General features: G+C 72.1%; 24 protein-coding genes. 13 read left to right on the top strand and 11 right to left on the bottom strand.

Going from position 1 to position 22,991, the window contains the following annotated elements; genetic code table 11:
- Nucleotides 1-141 precede the first annotated feature (141 nt).
- Complete coding sequence (locus ACQ5SO_RS14685) at nucleotides 142-852, top strand: helix-turn-helix transcriptional regulator (protein WP_430942367.1); 711 nt, start codon at nucleotides 142-144, stop codon at nucleotides 850-852.
- Nucleotides 853-892: 40 nt separating this feature from the next.
- Here ACQ5SO_RS14685 and ACQ5SO_RS14680 read toward each other — a convergent pair whose 3' ends face one another.
- Together ACQ5SO_RS14680 and ACQ5SO_RS14675 are read right to left on the bottom strand one after the other, a co-directional pair.
- Nucleotides 893-1,123: a DUF1150 family protein gene (locus ACQ5SO_RS14680; protein WP_430942366.1), complete on the bottom strand. Its 231-nt coding sequence runs from the start codon at nucleotides 1,121-1,123 to the stop codon at nucleotides 893-895.
- A gap of 45 nt (nucleotides 1,124-1,168) precedes the next feature.
- Nucleotides 1,169-1,582 (bottom strand): Hsp20 family protein, encoded by a 414-nt coding sequence (locus ACQ5SO_RS14675; RefSeq protein WP_430942365.1) that lies wholly within the window; start codon nucleotides 1,580-1,582, stop codon nucleotides 1,169-1,171.
- A gap of 469 nt (nucleotides 1,583-2,051) precedes the next feature.
- Between ACQ5SO_RS14675 and ACQ5SO_RS14670 the strand changes: the two genes are divergently transcribed.
- Both ACQ5SO_RS14670 and ACQ5SO_RS14665 read left to right on the top strand, forming a co-directional pair.
- Nucleotides 2,052-2,708: a hypothetical protein gene (locus ACQ5SO_RS14670; protein WP_430942364.1), complete on the top strand. Its 657-nt coding sequence runs from the start codon at nucleotides 2,052-2,054 to the stop codon at nucleotides 2,706-2,708.
- Between the two features lie 313 nt (nucleotides 2,709-3,021).
- Complete coding sequence (locus tag ACQ5SO_RS14665; protein WP_430942363.1) at nucleotides 3,022-3,648, top strand: hypothetical protein; 627 nt, start codon at nucleotides 3,022-3,024, stop codon at nucleotides 3,646-3,648.
- Between the two features lie 74 nt (nucleotides 3,649-3,722).
- Here ACQ5SO_RS14665 and ACQ5SO_RS14660 read toward each other — a convergent pair whose 3' ends face one another.
- The gene (locus ACQ5SO_RS14660; RefSeq protein ID WP_430942362.1) at nucleotides 3,723-5,399 is read right to left on the bottom strand and encodes an acyl-CoA dehydrogenase family protein; all 1,677 of its coding nucleotides are present in this window, start codon (nucleotides 5,397-5,399) and stop codon (nucleotides 3,723-3,725) included.
- A gap of 260 nt (nucleotides 5,400-5,659) precedes the next feature.
- Here ACQ5SO_RS14660 and ACQ5SO_RS14655 point away from each other — a divergent pair, with 260 nt between their 5' ends.
- Entirely contained in the window at nucleotides 5,660-6,436 is a 777-nt protein-coding gene (locus ACQ5SO_RS14655) for a sulfite exporter TauE/SafE family protein (RefSeq protein WP_430942361.1), read from the top strand.
- 12 nt (nucleotides 6,437-6,448) lie between these two features.
- On the opposite strand, the gene ACQ5SO_RS14650 is transcribed toward ACQ5SO_RS14655, so the two are convergent.
- The 3 genes from ACQ5SO_RS14650 to ACQ5SO_RS14640 form a co-directional block, all read right to left on the bottom strand.
- Entirely contained in the window at nucleotides 6,449-6,799 is a 351-nt protein-coding gene (locus tag ACQ5SO_RS14650; protein ID WP_430942360.1) for a hypothetical protein, read from the bottom strand.
- 87 nt (nucleotides 6,800-6,886) lie between these two features.
- A complete protein-coding gene (locus ACQ5SO_RS14645; RefSeq protein WP_430942359.1) occupies nucleotides 6,887-8,437 on the bottom strand; it encodes a gamma-glutamyltransferase in 1,551 nt (516 codons plus the stop codon).
- Between the two features lie 206 nt (nucleotides 8,438-8,643).
- A complete protein-coding gene (locus ACQ5SO_RS14640) occupies nucleotides 8,644-9,108 on the bottom strand; it encodes an RrF2 family transcriptional regulator (protein ID WP_430942358.1) in 465 nt (154 codons plus the stop codon).
- A gap of 395 nt (nucleotides 9,109-9,503) precedes the next feature.
- On the opposite strand from ACQ5SO_RS14640, the gene ACQ5SO_RS14635 reads away from it, so the two are divergent.
- The 4 genes from ACQ5SO_RS14635 to ACQ5SO_RS14620 all read left to right on the top strand — a co-directional run bounded on the left by ACQ5SO_RS14635 (nucleotide 9,504) and on the right by ACQ5SO_RS14620 (nucleotide 12,292).
- A complete protein-coding gene (locus ACQ5SO_RS14635; RefSeq protein ID WP_430942357.1) occupies nucleotides 9,504-10,280 on the top strand; it encodes a heme ABC transporter permease in 777 nt (258 codons plus the stop codon).
- On the top strand, nucleotides 10,273-10,440 hold the full coding sequence (gene ccmD, locus ACQ5SO_RS14630; RefSeq protein WP_430942356.1) for a heme exporter protein CcmD: 168 nt from the start codon (nucleotides 10,273-10,275) through the stop codon (nucleotides 10,438-10,440). Before ACQ5SO_RS14635 ends, ccmD begins: the two co-directional genes overlap by 8 nt.
- A 53-nt stretch (nucleotides 10,441-10,493) precedes the next feature.
- Complete coding sequence (locus tag ACQ5SO_RS14625; protein ID WP_430942355.1) at nucleotides 10,494-11,087, top strand: DsbE family thiol:disulfide interchange protein; 594 nt, start codon at nucleotides 10,494-10,496, stop codon at nucleotides 11,085-11,087.
- 257 nt (nucleotides 11,088-11,344) lie between these two features.
- Nucleotides 11,345-12,292, top strand: a complete 948-nt coding sequence (locus tag ACQ5SO_RS14620) for a 1-phosphofructokinase family hexose kinase (RefSeq protein ID WP_430942354.1) — start codon at nucleotides 11,345-11,347, stop codon at nucleotides 12,290-12,292.
- A 3-nt stretch (nucleotides 12,293-12,295) separates the two neighbouring features.
- On the opposite strand, the gene ACQ5SO_RS14615 is transcribed toward ACQ5SO_RS14620, so the two are convergent.
- The 3 genes from ACQ5SO_RS14615 to speB form a co-directional block, all read right to left on the bottom strand.
- Entirely contained in the window at nucleotides 12,296-12,700 is a 405-nt protein-coding gene (locus tag ACQ5SO_RS14615) for a hypothetical protein (protein WP_430942353.1), read from the bottom strand.
- A gap of 104 nt (nucleotides 12,701-12,804) precedes the next feature.
- Complete coding sequence (locus ACQ5SO_RS14610) at nucleotides 12,805-13,407, bottom strand: septation protein A (RefSeq protein ID WP_430942352.1); 603 nt, start codon at nucleotides 13,405-13,407, stop codon at nucleotides 12,805-12,807.
- Between the two features lie 151 nt (nucleotides 13,408-13,558).
- A complete protein-coding gene (gene speB / locus ACQ5SO_RS14605; RefSeq protein ID WP_430942351.1) occupies nucleotides 13,559-14,512 on the bottom strand; it encodes an agmatinase in 954 nt (317 codons plus the stop codon).
- Nucleotides 14,513-14,712: 200 nt separating this feature from the next.
- Here speB and ACQ5SO_RS14600 point away from each other — a divergent pair, with 200 nt between their 5' ends.
- The 3 genes from ACQ5SO_RS14600 to ACQ5SO_RS14590 all read left to right on the top strand — a co-directional run bounded on the left by ACQ5SO_RS14600 (nucleotide 14,713) and on the right by ACQ5SO_RS14590 (nucleotide 17,638).
- Nucleotides 14,713-15,408: a GntR family transcriptional regulator gene (locus ACQ5SO_RS14600; protein WP_430942350.1), complete on the top strand. Its 696-nt coding sequence runs from the start codon at nucleotides 14,713-14,715 to the stop codon at nucleotides 15,406-15,408.
- Between the two features lie 189 nt (nucleotides 15,409-15,597).
- Complete coding sequence (locus tag ACQ5SO_RS14595) at nucleotides 15,598-16,995, top strand: aspartate aminotransferase family protein (protein WP_430942349.1); 1,398 nt, start codon at nucleotides 15,598-15,600, stop codon at nucleotides 16,993-16,995.
- Between the two features lie 415 nt (nucleotides 16,996-17,410).
- On the top strand, nucleotides 17,411-17,638 hold the full coding sequence (locus ACQ5SO_RS14590) for a DUF2798 domain-containing protein (protein ID WP_430942348.1): 228 nt from the start codon (nucleotides 17,411-17,413) through the stop codon (nucleotides 17,636-17,638).
- A 42-nt stretch (nucleotides 17,639-17,680) separates the two neighbouring features.
- Here the strand turns inward: ACQ5SO_RS14590 and ACQ5SO_RS14585 are convergent, their stop codons facing one another.
- Nucleotides 17,681-17,896, bottom strand: a complete 216-nt coding sequence (locus tag ACQ5SO_RS14585) for a hypothetical protein (RefSeq protein WP_430942347.1) — start codon at nucleotides 17,894-17,896, stop codon at nucleotides 17,681-17,683.
- Between the two features lie 189 nt (nucleotides 17,897-18,085).
- Here ACQ5SO_RS14585 and ACQ5SO_RS14580 point away from each other — a divergent pair, with 189 nt between their 5' ends.
- Both ACQ5SO_RS14580 and ACQ5SO_RS14575 read left to right on the top strand, forming a co-directional pair.
- Entirely contained in the window at nucleotides 18,086-18,298 is a 213-nt protein-coding gene (locus ACQ5SO_RS14580) for a hypothetical protein (protein WP_430942346.1), read from the top strand.
- A 157-nt stretch (nucleotides 18,299-18,455) separates the two neighbouring features.
- Nucleotides 18,456-19,262 (top strand): sulfotransferase family protein, encoded by an 807-nt coding sequence (locus ACQ5SO_RS14575; protein ID WP_430942345.1) that lies wholly within the window; start codon nucleotides 18,456-18,458, stop codon nucleotides 19,260-19,262.
- Nucleotides 19,263-19,301: 39 nt separating this feature from the next.
- Here ACQ5SO_RS14575 and ACQ5SO_RS14570 read toward each other — a convergent pair whose 3' ends face one another.
- Entirely contained in the window at nucleotides 19,302-22,919 is a 3,618-nt protein-coding gene (locus tag ACQ5SO_RS14570) for a hydantoinase B/oxoprolinase family protein (protein WP_430942344.1), read from the bottom strand.
- Nucleotides 22,920-22,991 lie beyond the last annotated feature (72 nt).

Below are 22,991 nucleotides of genomic sequence, written 5' to 3'. Positions count from 1 at the left end.
CCCCCCCCCCCCCCCCCCCCCCCCCCCCCCCCCCCCCCCCCCCCCCCCCCCCCCCCCCCCCCCCCCCCCCCCCCCCCGCGCCTATCCTGACGCCTCCCGCCTCCCGTTCCCCGCCCCGCCGCCTTGCCCCGGACCCCGCCCATGCGCCGCGCCGACCGCCTGTTCCGCCTCGTCCAGATCCTGCGCTCGGGGCGGCTGACCACCGCGCGCAAGCTGGCCGAAACGCTCGAAGTCTCGGAGCGCACGGTCTACCGGGACGTGGCCGACCTGGTCGGCTCGGGCGTGCCGATCGAGGGCGAGGCCGGGGTCGGCTACGTGATGCGCGCGGGCTATGACATGCCGCCCCTGATGTTCACCGCGGACGAGGCCGCCGCCCTGGTCGCCGGGGCCCGCCTGCTCCAGGCCTGGGGCGGCGCCGCCATGGGCGCCGCGGCCGAGGACGCCATCGCCAAGATCGACTCGGTGCTGCCCGAAACCGCCCGCGCCCGGGCCCGGGCGGTGCAGGTCCATGCCCTCTCGGGCGGGGGAATGCCGGCGGAGGTGCGCGACCGGCTCGACGCGCTCGAGGCGGCGGCGCAGGCGCATGTACGCCTGACCCTCGCCTATCGCGACGGGCAGGGGCGCGAGACGGACCGCCCGGTCCGGCCGCTGGGCCTGTGGTTCTGGGGAAAGGTGTGGACGATGGTCGCCTGGTGCGAATTGCGCAGCGATTTCCGCGTGTTCCGCGTCGACCGCATCGCCGGCATGACCCGGGGCGAGCCGTTCACGCCCGAGAAGGGCAAGGACCTGGCCGCCTTCTACGCCACGCTGCCCGCGGACGGGCCGGACGGGCCGCCGCCGGGCAGGGGCTGAGGGCCCGGGATCGCCCCCGGGCCGTCGTCACTCTGCGGGATCAGTGCACGCTGACCGGGATCCGGTCGTTTTCGCGCGCCAGCCGGAACGCGAGGCCCCGGTCGTCGGTGAGCGCGAGCCGCGCCCCCGCGCCGTCATGGATCGCGTAGATGCGGGCGCCCGCGGGCGGCGTCGGCACGCTGTCCGGCAGCTCCTCGCTGCGCACTTCGCGCACGTAGACGATCTGGCCCGGCAGGCCCGCCATCAGCGTGGGGTCGTTGGTCTTCGGCATGACGTGATGCTCCTTCTTGGTCCCCGATACGCAGTCCCGCCGCCCTCAGGCGCGGGTGATCTTCACCGTCTGCACCACCGTTTCCGGCAGGCATCGGGTCAGGTCGACATGCAGCAGCCCGTTTTCGAGCGAGGCGTTGCGCACCTCCATCCCGTCGGCGAGCACGAAGCTTTTCTGGAACTGCCGCGCGGCGATCCCGCGATGCAGGAAGACCCGGTCGGCGGCGTCCTCGGCCTGCCGCCCGCGGATCACCAGCTGGCTGTCCTCGATGGTGATCGCCAGGTCGTCTTCCGAGAAGCCCGCCACCGCCAGGGTGATGCGGTACGCGTTCTCGTCCATCTGTTCGATATTGTAGGGGGGATACCCGTCATTTCCACTCTTGGCCGTCCGCTCGACCAGGCGGTCGAGCTGGTCGAAGCCCAGCAGGAAGGGGTGCGAAGCGAATGTCATCCGCGCCATGTCTCGCGTCCTCGGTCAATCAAGCGACGTGCGGCGGCGGCAACCCGGCATCGGCATTCCCGCCCCATTCACAAAAATATGGGCGCGGCCGCGCAGGATTGCAATGGAGCGCGCCGGGCGGGCGCCGGCCCCCGCGCCGCGGAACACGCGGGCGCAGAGCGGCGGGCGTGCGAATCGCCCCTGGGGTGCGGCGGCGGGCCGGAGGTGCGCCGCTGAAACCCGCGCCGGGGCGGTGCAGCATATCAGTAAACGTCGCGCGGACATTTCGAGATATCGGAATGCGGCCCAGCATCTTGAAGTAGAAATATCGGATCATACCGCATTCTTCGCGAAGGTCCCGCGCGGTCTCCGTTCAAAAGCATGTTGAATTCCAGTATATTTGAAGAACGGAGACGCCTCCCCCCTCGGCCACCGGTCATTCGGGCCCGCGGTCCGCGTTCACCCCGTATAGTCACAGAAGCCGCTTGTCATGGCCCGACATCTGTTCACCGCCGCAGTCCTTGGTTTCTGCGCGGCCGCCCCTCTCGTCGCCGCCGCCGGGCCGATCCCGCCCCTGACCGAGGCCCAGCTCACCATCATCAAGGGATACGCCCTCGCCGAACTCGACGCCTTCAGCCAGGATCCGGGCGTGATCTACGCCATCGAGGAGCAGAACGGCCTGAACGCCCGCCTGACCCAGCGCCGGATCGAGCGGCTCGACCGCGCCTGGCAGGCCGGGGACAGCCATTCGCTGATGGCGAGGGAGCTGATGGGCCGCCAGGAGAGCTTCTTCCTGCACGAGCGGCGCGAGAAATCGGACGGCGTGATCACGGAATTCATCGTGATGGACCGGCTCGGCCTCAACGTCGCCATCTCGGACTACACCTCGGACCTGTGGCAGGGCGACGAGGCGATGTTCCTCGAGACCTTCCCCAGGGGCGTCGGCGCGATCCATGTCTCGGCCCCCAATACCGACGATCACCTCCACCGGGTGCAGGTCGAGGTCAGCGTGACCATCGCCGCGCCCGACACGGGCGCGCCCATCGGCGCGCTGACCGTGGGGATCGACGTCGAACGGGCGCTGGAGAAGGCGGGCGAAAGCGCGGTCGGCGAGGCCGGGACCGAGCACCTGCAGGACCCGGCCTGACGGTCCGGGCGCGGGCTGCAGGCGGGCCCGGGCGCGGGCCCGGGTCCCGCGGCGGACGGGCGGGACGGCGCGGGCCGCCCACCCGTCTTGCAGCAATGCAGCGCAAGGGGCGATCCGGTTCAGAATCCCTCAACCATCGCGGTACTGTTGTCAGAAGGACCACAAACGACCTGCGCAGATGATGGCGCGATGCAGTTCGGGTGACGCAGGCGGCAGGCGGTTCTATACCGACGCTGCCGCATGCGGGCGACGCGCCCGCGCCCCGTGACCCAGCGGCCCCCGTGACCCAGACCGCCATGAAGGACCTGACGCCATGCGCAGCTCCCTGCTTCTGTCCGCCCTCGCCGCTCTCGTCGTCTCCGCCCCGGGCGCGTCGGCCTACGAATCCCCCGAGTCCTTCCGCGCCCTCGTGATCGACGTGGTCGAGCACGAGCTGAGCGCCTGGATCGACGATCCGATCCTGATCGAGCCGCTGCGCGCCCAGAACGCGTTCAGCGCCGGCGCCGCCGAGGCCGATTTCCAGGCGCTGGAGCTGTCCTGGCACGGCGGCAAAACCAAGAGCCCGCTGGTGCGCGACATGCTCGCCCGCCCCGGCTCGGACGCGCTGCGCCGCCGGCGCGAGGACGCGCAGGGCGTGATCACCGAGATCATCCTGATGGACGGCAAGGGCCTGAACGCCGCCATTTCCGACATCACTTCGGACGTGTGGCAGGGCGACGAGGCCAAGTTCCTCGAGACCTTCCCCAAGGGCCCGGGCGCGATCCACGTCTCGGAGCTGGCGCGGGACGACAGCACCGGCATGGTGCAGACCCAGGTCTCCATGACCGTGACCGACCCCGAGACGGGCGAGGCGATCGGCGCGGTGACCTTCGGCATCGACCTCGAGCGCGCCCGCGCCGTCTATGGCGAGACCGAGGGCGCGAAGTCCACCGGCTTCTGATCCCCCGGGCGGCGCAATGAAAAAGGCCGGGCGTCGCCGCCCGGCCTTTTTGCGTTTCGAAGCGCGGTCTCGCGTCAGTTGGCCTTTTCGACCAGCCGCCGGGCGATGACCTGGGCCTGGATCTCGGCCGCGCCCTCGAAGATGTTGAGGATGCGCGCGTCGCACAGCACGCGCGACACCTGGTATTCCAGCGCGAAGCCGTTGCCGCCGTGGATCTGCAGCGCGTTGTCGGCGCAGGCCCAGGCGATGCGGGCGCCGAGCAGCTTGGCCATCCCGGCCTCGAGGTCGCAGCGCCGGTCCGCGTCCTTCTCGCGCGCCGAGTAATAGGACAGCTGGCGCGCGACCATGATCTCCACCGCCATCATGGCGAGCTTGGAGTAGACGCGCGGGAAGTTGATCAGCGCCTTGCCGAACTGCTTGCGGTCGAGGGCGTACTGCAGGCCCAGCTCCATCGCGCACTGCGCCACGCCGATGGCGCGGGCCGCGGTCTGGATGCGGGCGCTCTCGAAGGTCTGCATCAGCTGCTTGAAGCCCTGGCCTTCCTGGCCGCCCAGCAGGTTCGCCGCCGGGGCGCGGAAGCCGTCGAAGCCGAGCTCGTATTCCTTCATGCCGCGATACCCGAGCACCTCGATCTCGCCGCCGGTCATGCCTTCGGCCGGGAACGGGTTCTCATCCGTGCCGCGGGGCTTGGGGCACAGGATCATCGACAGGCCCGAATAGTTCGAGGTGTCGGGATCGGTGCGCACCAGCATGGTCATCACGTCGGCGCGGGCGGCGTGGGTGATCCAGGTCTTGGCGCCGGTGATGACCCACTCGTCGCCCTCCTTCACCGCGCGGGTGCGCAGCGAGCCGAGGTCGGAGCCGGTGTTCGGCTCGGTGAACACCGCGGTCGGCAGGATCTCGGCCGAGGCGATCTTCGGCAGCCACTCGTTCTTCTGCTCCTCCGTGCCGCCGCACAGGATCAGCTCGGCGGCGATCTCGGAGCGGGTGCCGAGGCTGCCGACGCCGATATAGCCGCGCGACAGCTCCTCGGAGACGACGCACATCGAGGTCTTGCCCATGCCGAAGCCGCCGAACTCCTCGGGGATGGTCAGGCCGAACACGCCCAGCTCGCCCATCTCCTCGAGGATCTCCATCGGGATCAGCTCGTCCTTCAGGTGCCACTCGTGGGCGTAGGGCACGACCTTGTCATCCGAGAAGCGCCGGAACTGGTCCCGGATCATCTCGTACTCTTCCTCGAGGCCGCAATCGCCGAAGGTGGCGGCGCCCTGGCGCTCGACCATCAGGTCGGCGAGGCGCTTGCGCGCGGCGTCGGTGTTGCCGAAGGCCACGAGGCGGTCGACCTCGGGGGTGTTCAGCGCCGAGGCGTCGGCGCCGATATCGGTGAGGCGCGCGAACTCGTTCTGGGACATCATCACGCCGCCGCGCAGCTGCCCGAGATATTCGCCGAACGCGATCTGCAGGATCAGCTGCTCCATCTCGCCGCCGCGGCCCTCGGCGGCCAGGCGCTCGGACCAGCCCTTCATCTCGCGCAGCGATTCCACGTAGGTGGCGACCCAGGACAGGGCGTGGGCGGCGAACTGGTTCTCCTCGATCTTCTTCGAGGAGGGGCGGCCGTCGACCACCACCTTGTCGGCGAGCGCCCGGCGCGCATCCATCAGCGCGGCCTCGGCGGCCTCGACCGCGGGGCCGACGAGGGCGGCGAGATCGGGGATCAGGGCGGGGGCGTCGATGGGAGCGGCCTGGTTCATGTCGTCCTCCTGGTGGCGCTGCGCCCCTGGCCCGGGAAGGAGGGCTGCGGCGCGCCTGACAGTATACGCCCCGGGCGGGCGGATTGCTGCGCCGCAATGGGGTCATGTTGCATCGCGCCGGAAGCTAGAGCCGGGATCACGGGGGGTCAATGGCTTCTGCGCAAGATTCGTAGGCCATTCGGGCCATGCGGCGAATTATCTTGCCGAAATCGCCGGGGGCTTCCGCTGGCGCCGGGGGCCGGGGCGGGGTAATCGGGTCCATGGACTTCGCCGCGCTGATCTCCGAGCACTCCGCCATCGCCCTTCTCGTGGGCGGATTGGGCATGCTGGCGGGGGGATTCGCCAAGGGCGCGGTGGGATTCGCGCTGCCGATGATCTCGGTCTCGGTGGGCGGATCGGCGCTGCCGGCGACGATGGCGGTGGCGGGGATGATCCTGCCGGGCGTGGTCACCAACATCTGGCAGACCTTCCGCGGCGGCGGCGCGGCGGCCTGGGGCGCGCTGCGCGAACACTGGCGGCTGAACGCGATCCTGTTCGCGATGATCGCGCTCTGCGCGCAGCTGGTGACGGTGCTGCCCGAGCGGGTGCTGTTCCTGGCGCTGGGCGGCGGGGTCACCTGTTTCGGGCTGGTGCAGCTCCTGGGCTGGCGCCCGTCGATCCCCCCCGGCGGGCGGCGGCGGGCCGAGGCGCTGGCGGCGGTGATCGCCGGGTTCTTCGGCGGGCTGGCCGGGGTCTGGGGGCCGCCGATCGTCCTCTATTTCCTCGCGCTCGAGATGCCGAAGCGTGACATGGTCCGGGCGCAGGGGATCAGCTTCCTGCTCGGCTCGCTGATCCTCGTGGCCGCGCACCTGCAGTCGGGGCTGCTGTCGGGGGCGAACCTGGCGTGGTCGGCGGCGATGGTGGCGCCGGGAGTCGCCGGGATGGCGCTGGGGCAGGCGCTGCAGGACCGGCTCGACCCGGTGGCGTTCCGGCGCGCGACGCTGTTCGTGCTGTGCCTCGCCGGGCTGAACCTGCTGCGCCGGGGGCTGATGGGCTAGCCGCCGCGCGCCTTACGGCCAGGTGTCGATGCAGGCGCGGACCAGCGACGGGGTCAGCCCCTCGGCATCCGCGCGCAGCTGCGGCAGGACGCCGTGCAGCGCCTCGGCCAGCGCCAGCGAGCGCTCGGGGTAGGGGTCCGACTCCACCTCCAGCCGCGCGAGGAGCCAGGCCTCGGCCGCGTCCCCCTCCAGCCCCTGCGCGTCCGCCTCCAGCACCAGCGGGATCGCCCGATCATGCCAGGCCGGGCACCACGCGGCCGGGCTCGGGCCGGGCGCGGGGGCGGGGGCTTCGGGCGCGGGGGTGGTGCAGGCGGCGAGGAGCGGCGCCAGCGCGAGGGCGGCGGCGGCGAGGGGGTGACGCATGGGGGTCTCCGGGAACGTGGAGCGCCCCACCTGTGCATCGCTCGCGCCGCTTTCAACCGCCGCGCGCGAAGGCGTGAGGGGGGCGGCTCAGCCCACCAGCGCCCGGCCGTCGCGGCGGTGGTCCCCCGCGGCCTCGACATCGCCGCGGGCGCTGCGGCGCACGGCATGGACGCCGCCGAAGAACATCGAATCCTCGGGCCAGGCCCGGGCCTGCGGATAGGCGGCCAGCAGCGCCTCGCGCGCGCCCTCGGGGATGCGGTCCTCGAAATCCACGGCGAGGTCGGGGATGTCCCGCTCCCGGTCCGGGACCTGCGCTTCGGCATGGATGCGCGGCGCGGCGACGGCGTCTTCGAGCCGCGCGCCCCCGTCCAGCACCCGCGCGATCACCTGGGTCATGGCGGTGCGGATGCGGTTGGACCCGCCCGAGCCGATGGCGCAGACCGAGCCGTCATCGCCCGAGATCACCGCGGGCGCCATCATCGAGCCGAGGCGCACGTCGGCGGGCACCGGGTGGAAGCCGCCGGGCATCAGGTCTTCCTCGCCCAGCATGTTGTTGGGCATCAGGCCGGTGCCGGGGGCCACCAGCCCGCAGCCCTCGCCATTCGAAAGCGTCAGCGCGGCGGCGTTCCCGGCGCCGTCGACGACGGAGACATGGGTGGTGCCGCGGGTGGCGGCGGGGCGGCCCGCCAGCCGCTCGCGCCAGTATTTGAGGCTGGTTTCCGACAGGAGGCGCCTGGCCCCGGCGGCGGCGTCGCCGTCGATGCCGCTTTCAAGCCGCGCGCGGGCGGTCATCTCGAAGGCGCGGGCCACCTCGGCGGGGGGCGCGCCGCGCTCCAGAAGCTCCAGCGCGAAGGCGATGAGGGCGCCGCCCAGCGAAGGGGCGGGGTTGAGCGAGATCCGCGCCGCCCCCCGCCGGACGGTCAGCGCGCTGCGCCAGGCCGGGGCGTAGCGGCGCAGGTCGGCCGCTTCCAGGTGGCCGCCCTCTTCGGTCAGCGACAGGATCGCCTGCGCCACCTCGCCCTCCTGCATGAAGCGGGGGCCTTCGAGGGCGAAGGTCTCGATCACGTCGCCAAGTTCGGGGTTGGGGAGGGCGGCGCCGGGTTTCGGCGCGTCGTCGCCGCCGAGGAAAAGGCGGCGGCTGTCTGGCGTGGAGAGGTAGATCGGAAGGACGATTCCGAACACCTTCGCCTGGAATTCGGACAGCGGCGCGCCGCGGCGGGCGAGGGCGGCGGCGTTTTTCGCCAGTTCCGCGAAGGGGATGCGTCCCAGGGCGCGGTGCGCCTCCCACAGGCCCGGGGCGACGCCGGGGGTCGCGATGGATCCGGCGCCGATGTGGAAGTCCTGGGTCACGGCCCCGAAATCGGCGGTGGCGACGTGGAAGTCGAGCTCTCCCGCCGGGCGGGGACGGCGCGGGGTCTGGACGAAGAAGTCGAGCACCTTGACCGCGCCGTCCGACGCGCGGCGGGCGGTGAGGAACCCGCCGCCGAGCAGCGAGGCGAGGACCGGTTCGGCGACGCAGGCGGTCAGGGCGCCGGCGACGGCGGCGTCGACGGCGGATCCCCCGGCGCGCAGGACCTCGTCCGCGGCTTCGGCGACGAGGGCGTGGCCGGCGGCGACGGCATGGCGGGCGCGGGGCATGGCGGATCCTGTGGCGGCCTTCGGGGTGCGGGAGCGGGATTTACCAGAGGGCGCGAAGGTTGGGAACGGGGCCGCGGGCCGCGGGGGCGGGCGGGGAAGATCGGAGGGTGCGGGGAAGGGGCGGGCCGGGGTGCGGCCCCGCTCGGGGGGGGCGGGCCCCCCGCTCGCGCGGCCGCCCGGCGCGGGGCGCCGGGGCGCGGGCGCCGTCAGTCGGCGTCTTCCGCGGTCAGCGCCATGGCCTGCGCGGCGCGGCGCTTCTGCGCCAGCGCGGGCAGGCAGCGCACCCGCTCGTCCACCAGGTCGGCCAGGGTCTTGCCGTCGAGCGCGGCGAAGAACGCCTCGCGCGCATCGGCGAGGCCGGGGATCAGCCCGCAGGTGGGGGCGAGGAAGCAGCCGGTGCAGTCGACCATGGCCTGGTGGCCCTCGGTCACGCGCAGCATTTCGCCCACGCGGATCTCGGACGGGTCGCGGGCCAGCCGCACGCCGCCGGACCGCCCGCGCACGCTTTCGAAAAAGCCCGCGCGGACGAGGTCGTTGACCACCTTGCGCAGGTTGTTCTCGGGCACGTCATAGGCGGCGGCGACGTCGGCGATGGCGCTCAGCCGATCCGTCTGCGCCGCAAGGTACAGCGCGGTGCGCAGGGCGTAGTCTGAATATCGCGTCAGGCGCACGGTCGCCGCTCCAGTGTCTTTTGGCATCAAATACGGCGCCTAGAAGGCCCGTGTTCGTTCCGAAATGCCAGTGATTTTTCGACCATCCGGTGAAAATCCGCCCGGCTTGCGCCACCGGGCGGCGAGCGACGGCGCGCCGCCGCCTGCGCGCCCGGGGCGCCTCTTCGCTTGCGCGCCCCCGGGGGCGCCCCTCTTCCCGCGCGCCCCCGGGGCGCACCTCGCCGCGCGCGCCCCCGGGGCGCCCCTCTGCCCGCGCGCCCCCGGGGCGCACCTCTTCCCGCGCGCCCCCGGGGCGCACCTCTCCCGGCGCGCCCCCGGGGCGCGACGCCGCGCCCGCAGAGTCGTGCGCCGCGGCCCATTGCCCAAAGCCGCGCGCGCGTCTATCTCATTCCACCATGTCGATCTGGGAATTCGCCAACCCCGCGCGCTTCATGAAGCTCTCCGGCCGCGTGCTGCCCTTCGCAGCCGTGCTGGCAGGGCTGTGCCTCGGGGTCGGGCTGGGCTGGGGGTTCTTCCTGACCCCCGACGACTACCAGCAGGGCTCGACCGTCAAGATCATCTACATCCACGTCCCGGCGGCCACGATGGCCATCAACATCTACGGGATGATGGGGGTGATGTCGCTGATCTGGCTGATCCGCCGGCACCATGTCTCGGCGCTGGCCGGGCGGGCGGCGGCGCCGATCGGCGCGGTGATGACGCTGATCGCGCTGATCACCGGCGCGCTCTGGGGCGCGCCGATGTGGGGCACGCCCTGGGAATGGGACCCGCGGCTGACCAGCTTCCTGATCCTGTTCCTGTTCTACGTCGGCTACATCGCCCTGTGGGAGGCGATCGACGACCCGGACGCGGCCTCGGACCTGACCGCGGTGCTCTGCCTCGTCGGTTCGGTCTTCGCCATCGTCTCGCGCTACGCGGTGCTGTTCTGGAACCAGGGCCTGCACCAGGGCGCGACGCTGTCGATGGACGCCGAGGAGAACATCTCGGACGTGTTCTGGCAGCCGCTCGTGATCACGATGGCCGGGTTCTTCTTCCTGTTCCTGGCGCTGCTGCTGCTGCGCACCCGCACCGGCATCCGCCGCCGCCGCATCCGCGCGCTGCGCATGGCCGCCCATGCGTCGGCCGAGGCGGCCGAGCCGGGCGCGGTGGAAGGAGGGGCGGCGCATGGCTGATCTCTGGCCCGACCTGGGCAAATACACCTTCGCGGTGCTGTCCTCCTATGGCGTCGGCCTGGGCGGCATCCTCGGCCTGATCGCCTGGTCGATGCGCGCCAATGCGAAGACGCGGGCCGAGCTTGACGCGCTGGAGAAGCGCGGCGGCCCCCGGCGCTGACGCCCGGCCAGGCCCCCCATATCCCGATTTTCGATCCGCAGGAGCTGTGAGCGATGTCTCAGAACGATCCGCAGACCGATCCCGAAGGCGCGCCGAAATCCCGCGGCGCCTGGGTGTTCGCCTTGCCGCTGGCCATCGTGCTCGGCTTCGGCCTGCTGGCCTGGCAGGTGCTGCTGACCCCGCAGGCCGAGCGCGAGGCGCTGCCCTCGGCGCTGATCGCCAAGCCGGTCCCGCAGATGGACCTGCCCTCGCTGCGCCCGGGCGAGGAGAACCTGTCCACCGCCGTCCTCCGGCGCCCCGGCCCGAAGCTGGTGAACATCTGGGCCAGCTGGTGCGGCCCCTGCCGGGTCGAGCACCCCGAGCTGATGAAGCTGGCCGAGATGGGCGTGACGGTCTACGGCATCAACTACAAGGACGACCCCGAGAAGGCGCGCGCCTTCCTGGCCGATCTCGGCGATCCCTTCGCCCTGGTCGGCGCGGATGAGAAGGGCCGCATGGGCATCGAGTGGGGCGTCTACGGCGTGCCCGAAACCTTCGTGATCACGGGCGAGGGGACCATCGCCTACAAGCATGTCGGCCCGATCCAGGTGAACGACCTGGAGGAGAAGATCCTCCCCGCCCTGCGCAACGCGGGCTGGGAGGGCTGAGCGCCGCGCCGCTCTCCCCCCGCCATCCGGGCCGGGGGGCGGGCGGCTTCGGGGGGCATGAAGCCCCCGCTCCGCCGCCCGCGCCGCGCTGGGCGCGGCAGGCGCCCGGCCCCATCCGCGTCGCGCCATCCGCCCGCGGCCTTGCCGCGGCGCACCGGCGCAGGCGGCCCCGGCGGGGTTGAGGCCCCGCCGCCCCCCCTCGCATCATGGCTCTCCCCCCGCGCACGCCCAGGGCGGCGCGCCTTGCCGGAGGCCGCATGGCGATCCTCACCGTCACCCTGAACCCCGCGCTCGACGTCTCCACCACCGTGCCGAAGCTGCGCGGCGGCGGCGCCAAGCTGCGCTGCGCCCCCCCGCACGAGGATCCGGGCGGCGGCGGGGTCAATGTCTCGCGCGCGATCCGGTTCCTCGGCGGCGACAGCCTCGCGCTCGCCGCCCTCGCCGGGGCCACGGGCGCGCGGATGCATGAATTGCTGACGGCGGAGGGCATCCGCACCCGCCTGATCCCCGCCCCGGGGGACACGCGCCGTTCCCTCTCGGTGATCGATGAGAGCGACGGCGAGCAGTACCGCTTCCTGATGCCCGGGCCGGAATGGAGCGCCGCCGATGTCGACGCCGCCGCCGCGGCGGTGGCGGACGAGCTGGGCGCGCGCGACCTGCTGATCGTCTCCGGCTCGCTGCCGCCCGGCGCCCCGGCGGAGCTGCCCGCGCGGCTCGCCGCCGGGGCGAAGGCGAAGGGGGCGGTGGGCTTGCTCGACACCTCCGGCCCGGCGCTGGAGGCGGCGGCGGCGGGCAAGGTGGGCCGGGGGCTGATCCTGCGCATGGACCACGAGGAGGCGGAGGCGCTGGCGGGCCGCGCCTTGCCGGAGATCGCCGCGCTGGGCCGCTTCGCCGCCGACCTGCGCGCATCGGGCGCCGCGGGCACGGTTCTGGCCGCCGCGGGGGCCGAGGGCACGGTGCTGGCCTGCGCCGAGGGCGTCTTCCACGCCGCCCCGCCGCGGGTCGAGGTCGTCTCGAAGGTCGGGGCGGGGGACAGCTTCGTCGGGGCCTTCGCCATGACGCTGGCGGCGGGCGCCCCGGGCCCCGAGGCGCTGCGGGTCGGCGTCGCCGCCGCCGCCGCCGCGGTGACCACGCCGGACACGCGGCTGTGCACGGCCGAGGACGTGGCGCGGATCACCCCGGGGGTGGTTCTGCGGGAGATCTGAGGCTCAGGGCCGCGGGGGATCGTCGGGACCGCTATCTTCCTGCGCCGCCGCCCGGGCTTGGGCCTGGGCCTGCGCCTGGGCGATCAGCGCCCGCTCCTCCGCCAGTTTCGCCGCGATCCGCCGCTTCAGGCGCAGGGCCCCGAGCAGGTACAGCCCGACCGACACCCCGACCAGCGCCAGGATCGCGACGCCGGGCGGGCGGGCGCAGCCTTCGCGGATCGCCTGCGCCGTCGGCCCCTCGGGGTCCGAGGCGTCCAGCCACAGCGCGATCACGGCCAGCAGGTTCAGGTTCGCGGCCAGCAACGCGGGCAGCGCGCGCGGGATCAGCACCGCCGCGCACCAGCCGCCGATCAGCAGCACGCCGCCGCTGCCCTGGGCGAGGAGGAGGAGGTGCGCCGCCTCGCTCACCGGGCCGGTCGCCGGGTCCCAGCCGGGTGCGCGTTCGTTGCAGACCTCCGCCGCGGCGGGGCCGCCGAGGGCGGCGAAGGCGGCGGCGAGGCGCAGGCGCGCGCTCAGCCCGCCGCCCCGTCGTCGTCCTTCGCGTCGCCCTCGGCGCGGGCCTGCTCGATCCCGTGGCGCTTCAGCAGCGGCATCTGGGTCATCACGAACAGGAAGGTCGCGGCGGGGGCGAGGAAGGTCTTGAAGGTGACCCAGTCGGATTCGGTGAAATTGCGCCAGACCGCCTCGTTCAGCGCCGCCATGGCGACGAAGAACAGCGCCCAGCGGAGGGTGAAGATGCGCCAGCCCTCGTCGGTCATCGGCATCGTCTCGCCCATCAGGTCGCGCAGGTAGGAGCGCCCGCGCAGCAGCCCCCAGCCGAGCGCGCCGGCGAAGATCACGTAGACCACCGTCGGCTTCATCTTGATGAAGGTCGCGTCCTGCAGCCACAGCGTCAGGCCGCCGAACACGGTGACCATGACGGCGGTGACCGCGGCCATGCGCGGCAGCTTGCCGGACAGTTTCCAAGACACGCCGAGGGTGGCGAGGATCAGCGGCACGAACACCGCGGTCGCGGTGTAGATGTCGGCGCGCTGGTAGATCACGAAGAAGACGACCAGCGGGCCGATCTCGAGCGCGATCTTCAGCAGCGGGTTGATGGTTTTTCCCTGGCTCATGGGCAAAAGAGATAGCGGGCGCGGCGCGGCGCGTCCCCGCGCCGCCGGGACGCAGGGGGGGGGAGGGGCAGGGCCGGGGGGATCCGCGCCCTCAGGGGGGCGATGCCCCCCGTTCGGCCACGGAGCGGCGCGCCCGCGCCGCGCGCCCCGATCACATGTCGCGCTGGGCGTAGAGGCAGAGCAGCTGCAGCGCCACGGTCGCCCCGGCCAGCGCGGTGATCTCGCCCACGTCATAGGCGGGCGAGACCTCGACCACGTCCATCCCCACCACGTCGATCCCCGCCAGCCCGCGCAGGATCGCCAGCGCCTGCCAGCTGGCCAGCCCGCCGCAGACCGGCGTCCCGGTGCCCGGCGCGAAGGCGGGGTCGAGGCAGTCGATGTCGAAGGTGATGTAGCACGGGTTGTCCCCGACCCGCGCCAGGATCGCGTCGATCGCCGCCTGCACGCCCCTCTCGTGCACCTTCACCGCGTCCCAGATCTCGATCCCCATCGGGTCGTCATTGGTGGTGCGGATGCCGACCTGGATCGAGGTGGCCGGGTCGATGATCCCCTCGCGCACCGCGGTCCCGAACATGGTGCCGTGGTCGATCCAGTCGTTCTCCGCCTCCCACGTATCCGTGTGGGCGTCGAACTGCACGAGCGAGATCGGCCGCCCCAGCTTCTCGGCATGGGCGCGCAGGGCGGGATAGGTGGTGAAATGATCCCCCCCGAGGCCCAGCGGCGTCGCCCCGGACCAGATGATGCGGGAGAAGGCGTCCTGGATATGCTCCGGCACCTGCTCGGGGCGGCCATGGGGGATGTGCACGTCGCCCCAGTCCACCACGCTCAGCTTCTCGAACGGATCAAAGGAGGAGGGCCAGGCGCGGGACCAGCCGAGCTGGCTGGAGGCCGCGCGGATCGCCCGCGGGCCGAAGCGGCAGCCGGGGCGGTTGGTGACCGAGGTGTCGAAGGGCACGCCCACCACCGCCACGTCCACGCCCTTCAGGTCGCGCGCGTATTTGCGGCGGCAGAAGGAAAGCGCCCCGGCGAACATCTGCTCGTCATGGGTCATGGCATGGGGGTCGTCGGCGAGGAAGGCGTAATCCTTGCGGTGCTTGTCGGTCATCGGGCGGCTCCGGGAGTCTCTGGGGGGGCGTCCCGGCCATTAGGCCCGGCCATGCGCGCCGCGCAAGGGGGCGTTTGCGATCACGCCTCGGCGATTTGCGATCACAACGCTTGCCTGCCCGGCGCTTTGCGATCACAAATGGGGGTGTCGCCGGGCGCGCGGGAAAGTCCCATGCGCGCCCGCCTGCCGGAGACCCCGCCATGCCGCTCACCGTGCCGCCGACTTCCTTCGCGCGTCCCCAGGTGGGGGATGAGAACGCCGGCCCGGCCCATGACCGGGTCTACAAGCACCTGCGCCGCCGGATCCTGCACGGAGAGATGGGCCCGGGCGAGGCCGTCACCCTGCGCGGCGTGGCGGAATCGCTCGACGTGTCCATGACCCCGGCGCGGGAAGCCGTGCGCAGGCTGGCCGCCGAGGGCGCGCTGGCCATTTCCGCCTCGGGGCGCGTGTCGACCCCCATCCTGACGCCGCAGCGGATCGAGGAGCTGGCGGCGATCCGCTCCCTGCTTGAACCCGAGCTCGCCGCCCGCGCCCTGCCGCGCGCGCATTTCAGCCTGATCGAGCGCCTCAAGCGCATGGACCAGGAGATCGACGCCATGCTCCGCCACGGCGACGCGGCGTCCTATGTGAAGGCGAACCTGGAATTCCACCGCACCCTCTACCTGCGTGCCCACGCCCCGGCGATGCTGGCGCTGGCGGAAACGGTGTGGCTGCAGACCGGGCCGTCGATGCGCCAATTGTACGAACGCATCGGCATGGGCCGCGTCGCCGATTACCACCGCAAGGCCATCCAGGCGCTGGCGGCGGGCGACGAGGCGGGGCTGCGCCTCGCGATCCGCGCCGATGTGCGCCAGGGCTTGTCGATGCTCGGCTCCGAGGGGCTCGACGCCGCATGACCCGCGATATGACCCGCGCCGCCCTCTGGACCCTGTGGCGCCCGCCGGGCCTGGCCCGCGCCACGCGCGCCCACGCCTGACCGGCCGCGCCGGCGCCGCGCCCGAGCTGCGCGCGCGGCCCGGGGCGCGGCCCCCCCTTCCCAGATCTCCCCGCGCCGACGACCGGCGCGCCAATCGACGGTTCCCAGAATGACCCTGCTCAATCCCCGCCCGCTCTCCGACTACCAGGCCATGGACGCCGCCCATCACTGGCACCCGTTCACCGACACCGCCGACCTCAACCGCACCGGGACCCGGATCATCGACCGGGCCGAGGGCGTGTGGATCGAGGAGCTGGGCGGCAAGCGCCTGCTCGACGGCATGGCGGGGTTGTGGTGCATGAATCTCGGCTATGGCCGCGACCGCATCGTCGACGCCGTCTCCCGCCAGATGAAGGAGCTGCCCTACTACAACGCCTTCTTCCAGTGCGCCCATCCGCCGGTGGTGGAATTCGCCGCCGCGCTGGCCGAGAAGGCCCCGGCGCATATGAACCGGGTGTTCTTCACCAACTCCGGCAGCGAATCCAACGACACCGTGTTCCGGCTGGCGCGGGTCTACTGGGACAGCCTCGGCAAGCCTTCCAAGAAGGTCTTCATCGGGCGGCATAACGGCTATCACGGCTCCACCGTCGCCGCCGCCAGCCTCGGCGGCATGGGCGGGATGCACGCGCAGTCCGGCCTGCCGATCGAGGGCGTCGTCCATATCGACCAGCCCTACTGGTACGGCGAGGGGCTTGCGACCGGCATGACTCCCGAGGAATTCGGGCTCGAACGCGCCCGGCAGCTGGAAGCGAAGATCGACGAGATCGGCGAGGAGAATGTCTGCGCCTTCATCGCCGAGCCGATCCAGGGCGCCGGCGGCGTCATCATCCCGCCCGAGAGCTACTGGCCCGAGATCGCCCGCATCTGCCGCGAACGCGAGATCCTGCTGATCGCCGACGAGGTGATCTGCGGCTTCGGGCGCACGGGGAAATGGTGGGGCTCCGAGACCTACGGGATCGAGCCGGACCTGATGCCCATCGCCAAGGGCATCACCGGCGGCTACCTGCCGATGGGCGGCGTCTTCATCTCGGACCGCGTGGCCGGGCCGGTGATGGAGAAGGCGGGCGAGTTCTACCACGGCTACACCTGGTCCGGGCACCCGGCGGCCTGCGCGGCGGGGCTCGAGGTGCTGAAGATCATGGACGAGGAGCAGGTGGTGGAGCGCGCCGGGGCGGTGCTGGCGCCGAAGCTGGCCGAGACCTGGGCCGCGCTGGCGGATCACCCGCTGGTGGGCGAGGCGCGGACCAAGGGCGTCCTCGGCGCGCTGGAGCTGGCGGCCGACAAGGAGACCGGCGCGCGGTTCGAAGGCGCCGGGGCCGGGACCCTCGCGCGGGACTTCTGCGTGTCCGACGCCGGGCTGGTGATGCGGGCGGTGGGCGACACGATGATCGTCTCGCCGCCGCTGAGCATCACCGAGGCGGAGATCGAGGAGCTGGGCGTCCGCGCCCGCAAGGCGCTGGACCTGACGGCGGATGCGCTGGTCAGGGCGGGTCACAAGGTGGCCTGAGGCGGGGGGGCTTCGGCCCCCCCTTCTGCTTTCCGGGGGCGCAGACCGGCCCATCGCGGCCCGCCTGCGGCGGTCCGCATCCGGCCCGCCCTGCTCCCCTTTTGCGCGCCTTTTGCGGCGGCGCGCGTTTTCCATTCGGCCAATGCATGTCCGCCATGACCGACGCGCCCCTTGCCGGGCGCCGCGGTGCAGCATATTTCATAAGGCAGCCGTATGGAGCAGGCCGGTTGGCAGCCCGGCCCCGCGCGCGTCCCCGATGTCCCTCGCAGGACGCGCGCGGCTCCGCAGGGCTTGGCGGCGCGCATCGACGCGCCGCGCAGCGGCCGCGGCGACCAGACCCATCCCCCCCGGGCCGCGCCTGCGCGCCCGTTTCCGGCCATCCGGTCCGGGGCCTGATCGCGAGGAAAGACCTTACATGCCCACCGATACCCGCGCCCGCCTGATCGCCGGTTTCCTCATGTCCGGGACCATGTCCCTGACCATGTCCGGCATCATGGCGGTGATCTTCATGCCCGGCGTGCCGACGCTCGGCATGTGGCTCAGCCACTGGCTGATGGCCTGGCCGTTCGCCTTCGTGCTGTCGGCGATCTACGCGCCGATCATGGGCGGGATCGCGATGCGCCTCGCCGCCCGCCGGACCTGACCCCGCGGGCGCGCCCGGCGCGCCGGCCCCGCCAGGGGCGCGTCAGGCCAGGATCATTCCCGCCGCCGCCACGCCCATCCCGAGGAAGGCGAGGCAGACCGAGGCGAGGTTGACCGTGGCCATCTTGCGCAGCCGCGGCTGCGCTTCCCCGAGGCTGAGGCCGGATTTCTTCACCGCCAGCCCCTCGAGAATGCACCAGATGATGCCGCCGAGCCCGGCGACGGCGATGACGACGCCGATATAGACGAGGATGATCATGGGCCTGCCTCTCCGGGGGCGGGTTGCGGTCGGGCGGGGCATACACGATGCGCGCCCGGGGCGCGAGTCCCCCCGCGGCCCCGGGACATCCCGCCGAAAACCTCCTGTCACAACGCGGTAACGCCGGGGATTCCATTCTGAGTCCACCGGCGCATTGCGCTGTTCATTTGTAATTCAGGAGGTAATCCCATGTCTTTCGATGCGTTCATCTTCAAGGCCGCGGCCGATTTCAGCAAGGATGGCGGCGACGGGCTGATCGTCGATGACGACCGCCCCTTCCCCAGCACGGGCGACGGCGGCCATGGCGACGACTGGTGCGACCTGCTCTCGATGGGCGGCGGCGTGCTGGACGAGGCGCCGGGCGGCGAGACGCACTGGTTCGACGGCGGCCTGCTGATCTGAGCCCGCGCGCCGGTCGTCTCCGCGCGATCCGCGCGGCGTTTGGCCCGGCCCCGGCCCCTTGCACGGGCATGGGGGATGCGGAAGACTCCGCCCCCGCAGGCAGGGCGGGCCGCGTGCGCCGCACGGGCCCCCGCCCGGAACGGAAAAGGGGCCGAACATGGCGGTATTCAAGCGCGCCGTCCTGAAGGCGAAGAGCATGATGCGGCGGTCGCCGCCCATCTCCCGCGTCGAGGGCAACGATTACAACGACGCCCCCGATTTCGCGCGCGCCGTGTTCATCGGCGGCCTGCATCGCAGCGGGACCACCCTGCTGGAACGGATGCTGGCGGCGCGCTACGACGTCTCGGTCCTGCGCGCCAACGTGCCCGAGAGCGAGGGCCAGCACATGCAGTCGGTCTACGCCCCGGGCGCCGCCTATGGCGGGCCGGGCCGCTTCGCGCTGAGCGAGAAGGCTCAGGAGGACCTGCGCGCCCTGCCGGGGGCCGAGGCGTGCCGCGCGAAGATGCTGGCCGACTGGAAGCGGTTCTGGGTCGGGACCTCGCCCATCCTGCTGGAGAAATCGCCGCCGAACCTCACCAAGATCTGGTGGCTGCGGCAGGTGTTCCCGGGCGCGCGCTTCGTCATCATGTCCCGCGATCCGCGGGCGGTGGCGGGAGCGACGCACAAGTGGACCCACAGCACGCTGGCCGAGATGATGGCCCATTGGGACGCCGCCTACACCAGGGCGCTGGCGGATTTCCGGGACGAGGACTGCATCCTGGTGCGCTACGAGGACCTGGTGGAGGACCCGGAAGGCGAGATCGCCCGCCTCGGCGCCTTCATCGGCGCGCCCGAGCGCCCCGCGGAAGCCGAGGTCGAGGACCGGCACAGCGAGCTGCGCAACTCCAACGCCAAGTATTTCGAGATGCACGAGGGCGCCCGCTACGGCGCCGGCGCCTGGGACAAGCTCGGCTACGAGGTCTGAGCGGAGGGGCGGGGGGCGCAAAAGCCCCCCGCCGCCCGGTCATTCGGGCGTGTAGCCGCCGCCCGACGGCGTATCGAGCCACCACACATCCCCGGCCGCCATCTCCACCTTGTCGGCGCTGCGCAGCTCCTCGACCGCGCCGCCTGCGCGGATCACCCGCGTGCGCCCCAGCGCGCCCGGCCCGCCCTTGCCCAGCCCCGGGGGCGGCGTCACGCGGTGCCCGGACAGGATCGCCGCCGTCATCGGCTCGAGGAACCGGATCTTGCGCCGCGTGCCGTCGCCGCCGCGGAACGCCCCCTCGCCTCCCGAGCCGCGACGGATCGAGAACTCCTCCAGCAGCACCGGGAAGCGCCATTCCAGCACCTCGGGGTCCGTGAGGCGGGAATTGGTCATGTGCGTGTGCACCCCCGACGTGCCGGGGTGGCCGGAGCCGTCATGGTCGATCCCGGCGCCCGAGCCGCCGCAGACGGTTTCGTAATACTGCCACTGGGCGTTGCCCCAGGTGGTGTTGTTCATCGTCGACTGCGCCGCCGCCTGAACCCCCGTCGCCAGCAGCAGCGCCGAGGTAACCGCCTGAGACGTCTCCACATTCCCCGCGATCACCGCGGCGGGGTATTTCGGCGACAGCATGGTGCCTTCGGGCAGCACCACCTTCAGCGGCGCCATCACCCCTTCATTCATCGGGATGCCGTCCTGCACCAGCAGGCGGAAGACATAGAGGACGGCGGCCCGGGTCACCGGCTCGGGCGCGTTGTAATTGGTGGCGAGCTGCCCGGTGGCGCCGGTGAAGTCCACCACCGCCTCGCGCGCCGCGCGGTCGACGGTCAGCTTCACCCGGATCTCGCGCGGGTTGCCGTCGAAATCGGGGTCCATCGGATAGGTGATTTCGGCGTCCGAAAGCTGCGCGATGGCGCGGCGCACGCATTCCTCGGCGTTCTTCTGGACATGGCCCATATAGGCCTCGACCACCTCGCGGCCGAACTGGGCGACCATCTTGCGGATCTCGGCCGCGCCCTTGGCGCAGGAGGCGACCTGGGCCTTCAGGTCCGCGATGTTCACGTCCACCGCCCGCACGGGGTGCTTGCCGGAGAGGAGCAGTTCGCGCGTCGCCTCCTCCCGGAACACGCCGTTTTCGACCAGCTTCCAGTTGTCGATCAGCACGCCCTCGTCTTCCACGACGCGGGAATCCGGCGGCATGGAACCGGGGGTGAGGCCGCCGATATCCGTGTGGTGGCCGCGGGCGGCGGCGTAGAACAGGATCTCGGTCTCGCTCTCGTCCCAGACCGGGGCCACCACGGTGACGTCCGGCAGGTGGGTGCCGCCGTTGTAGGGCGCGTTCAGGCACCAGGCGTCGCCGGGTTTCATCACCGGATTCTGCGCCATGATCGCCTTCACCGAGGCGGACATGGACCCGAGATGCACCGGCATGTGCGGCGCGTTCGCCACCAGGTCCCCGGCGCGGTCGAAGATGGCGCAGGAGAAGTCGAGCCGCTCCTTGATCGTCACGGAGACGGCGGTGTTTTCCAGCACCGCGCCCATCTGCTCGGCGATCGACATGGTGAGGTTGTTGAACACCTCGAGCAGCACCGGGTCGGCCTCGGTCCCCGCGGCGAAGGCGGTGGGGCGGGCCTCGATGCGGTGGAGCATGACGTGGTCATGGGCGGTGACGCGGGCCTGCCAGCCCGGCTCGATGACGATGGAGGTGTGGTGTTCCACCAGCACCGCGGGACCGGTGAGGCGGTCGCCGGGGCGCATGTCCTCGCGCTTCACGAACCGGGCTTCCTGCCAGGCGCCGCCGGCATAGATCGGGGCGGAGAGGGCGGTGGGGAAGGCGTCCTCGGGGCGTTCTTCCACGGCCAGCGTCGGTTCCGAGAGGTCCGCGGCCTTGCCGATGGCCTCCATCGAGATCGCCTCGATCACCAGCGGCTTGTCGCCGGGATCGAAGCCGAACCTTGCCTTGTGCGCCTCGGCGAAGGCGGCGCGCATGGCGGCCTCGGTGTCGAAGGGGATCGGCAGGGCGGTGTCGGTGCCCTGGACCTTCAGCATCAGCAGCGGCACGAAGCTCATGTCGCGCTGGTGGACGCCCTGGGCCTCGATCTCATCCGCGCAGGTGCCGGTCAGGCGGTCGAGATCGGCCGCGGCCTGGAGGCGGGTTTCGCGGCCCAGCACCGCTTCCACCGCCTGCTGGCGGCTGGCGCGGATGTCGGCGAGGCCCATGCCGTAGGCGGACAGCAGCGAGGCCATGGGGTGAATGAGGCACCGCTCCATCCCCAGCGCATCGGCGACGGCGCAGGCGAACTGCGCGCCCGCCCCGCCGAAGACGGTGAGGCAATAGCCCGACACGTCATGCCCGCGCTGGACGCTGATGGTCTTCACGGCATTCGCCATGTTCTCCACCGCGATGCGCAGGAAGCCTTCGGCGGCGTCCTCGGGGGTCAGGCCCGCCTCGGCGGCGGTGGCCTCAAAGCGCTTGCGGGTGGCGGCGGCGTCGAGCGGGCGGTCCGCGTCGGGTCCGAAGATCGCCGGGAAGAACTCGGGGCGCAGGCGCCCCGTAAGCACGTTGGCGTCGGTGACGGCGAGCGGCCCGCCGCGCCCGTAGGCCGCCGGGCCGGGGTCGGCCCCCGCGGATTCCGGCCCGACCTGGAGCCGCCCGTCCTTGTACATCAACAGGCTGCCGCCCCCGGCGGCGACCGTGTGGATATGCATCATCGGCGCGCGCATCCGCACGCCCGCGACCTCGGTATGCAGGACCCGCTCGAATTCCCCGGCATAGTGGCACACGTCGGTGGAGGTGCCGCCCATGTCGAAGCCGATGATCTTCGGCTCTCCGGCGATCTCAGAGGTCCGCACCGCGCCCACCACGCCCCCCGCGGGGCCCGAGAGGATGGCGTCCTTGCCCTGGAACATGCGCGCGTCGGTCAGCCCGCCGCTGCTCTGCATGAACATCAGTTTCCCGGCCATGTCCCCGTCGAAGGCCGCGGCGACGCGGTCCACGTAACGGCGCAGGATGGGCGACAGGTAAGCGTCGACCACGGTCGTATCCCCGCGGCTGACCATCTTCATCAGCGGCGAGACCTCGTGGGAGACGCTGACCTGGGTGAAGCCGACCTCGCGGGCGATGGCGCCGGCGCGTTTCTCGGCCTCGGTGAAGCGATAGCCGTGCACGAAGACCACTGCGCAGGCGTCGATCCCGTCGGCCTTGGCCGCCGCCAGCGCCGCGCGCAGGGCGGCCTCGTCCAGCGGCGTCTCCACCGTGCCGTCGGCGCGCACCCGCTCATCCGCCTCGATCACGCGTTCATAAAGCTGTTCGGGCAGGATGATGTGCCGGTCGAACAGCCGCGGCCGCGCCTGGTAGGCGAGGCGCAGCTGGTCCCCCAGCCCCTTTGTGATCACAAGCGCCGTGCGGTCGCCCTTGCGCTCCAGCAGCGCGTTGGTGGCCACCGTGGTGCCCATCTTGACGCTTTGAACCCGCCCGGCCGGGATCGGGTCGTCGCCGGACAGGCCCAGGAAGCGCCGGATCCCCTCAAGCGCGGCGTCGCGGTACTGCTCGGGGTTCTCGGACAACAGCTTGGCGGTGGAGAGCCGCCCCTCGGGGTCCCGCGCCACCACGTCGGTGAAGGTGCCGCCGCGGTCGATCCAGAAATCCCATTGGGTCATGCGTGTCCCGCCTTCCTGCTGGCTGTCGTCAGGCAACCTGCGTATCCCTGAACGCAGGGCTGCGGCAAGGGG

It is taken from the genome of Rhodovulum sp. DZ06, assembly GCF_050586345.1.
Lineage (GTDB): Bacteria > Pseudomonadota > Alphaproteobacteria > Rhodobacterales > Rhodobacteraceae > JBOCEF01.
The sequence above is the reverse complement of the archived record's forward strand: the minus strand, read 5'-3'. Positions and strand labels throughout refer to the sequence as shown.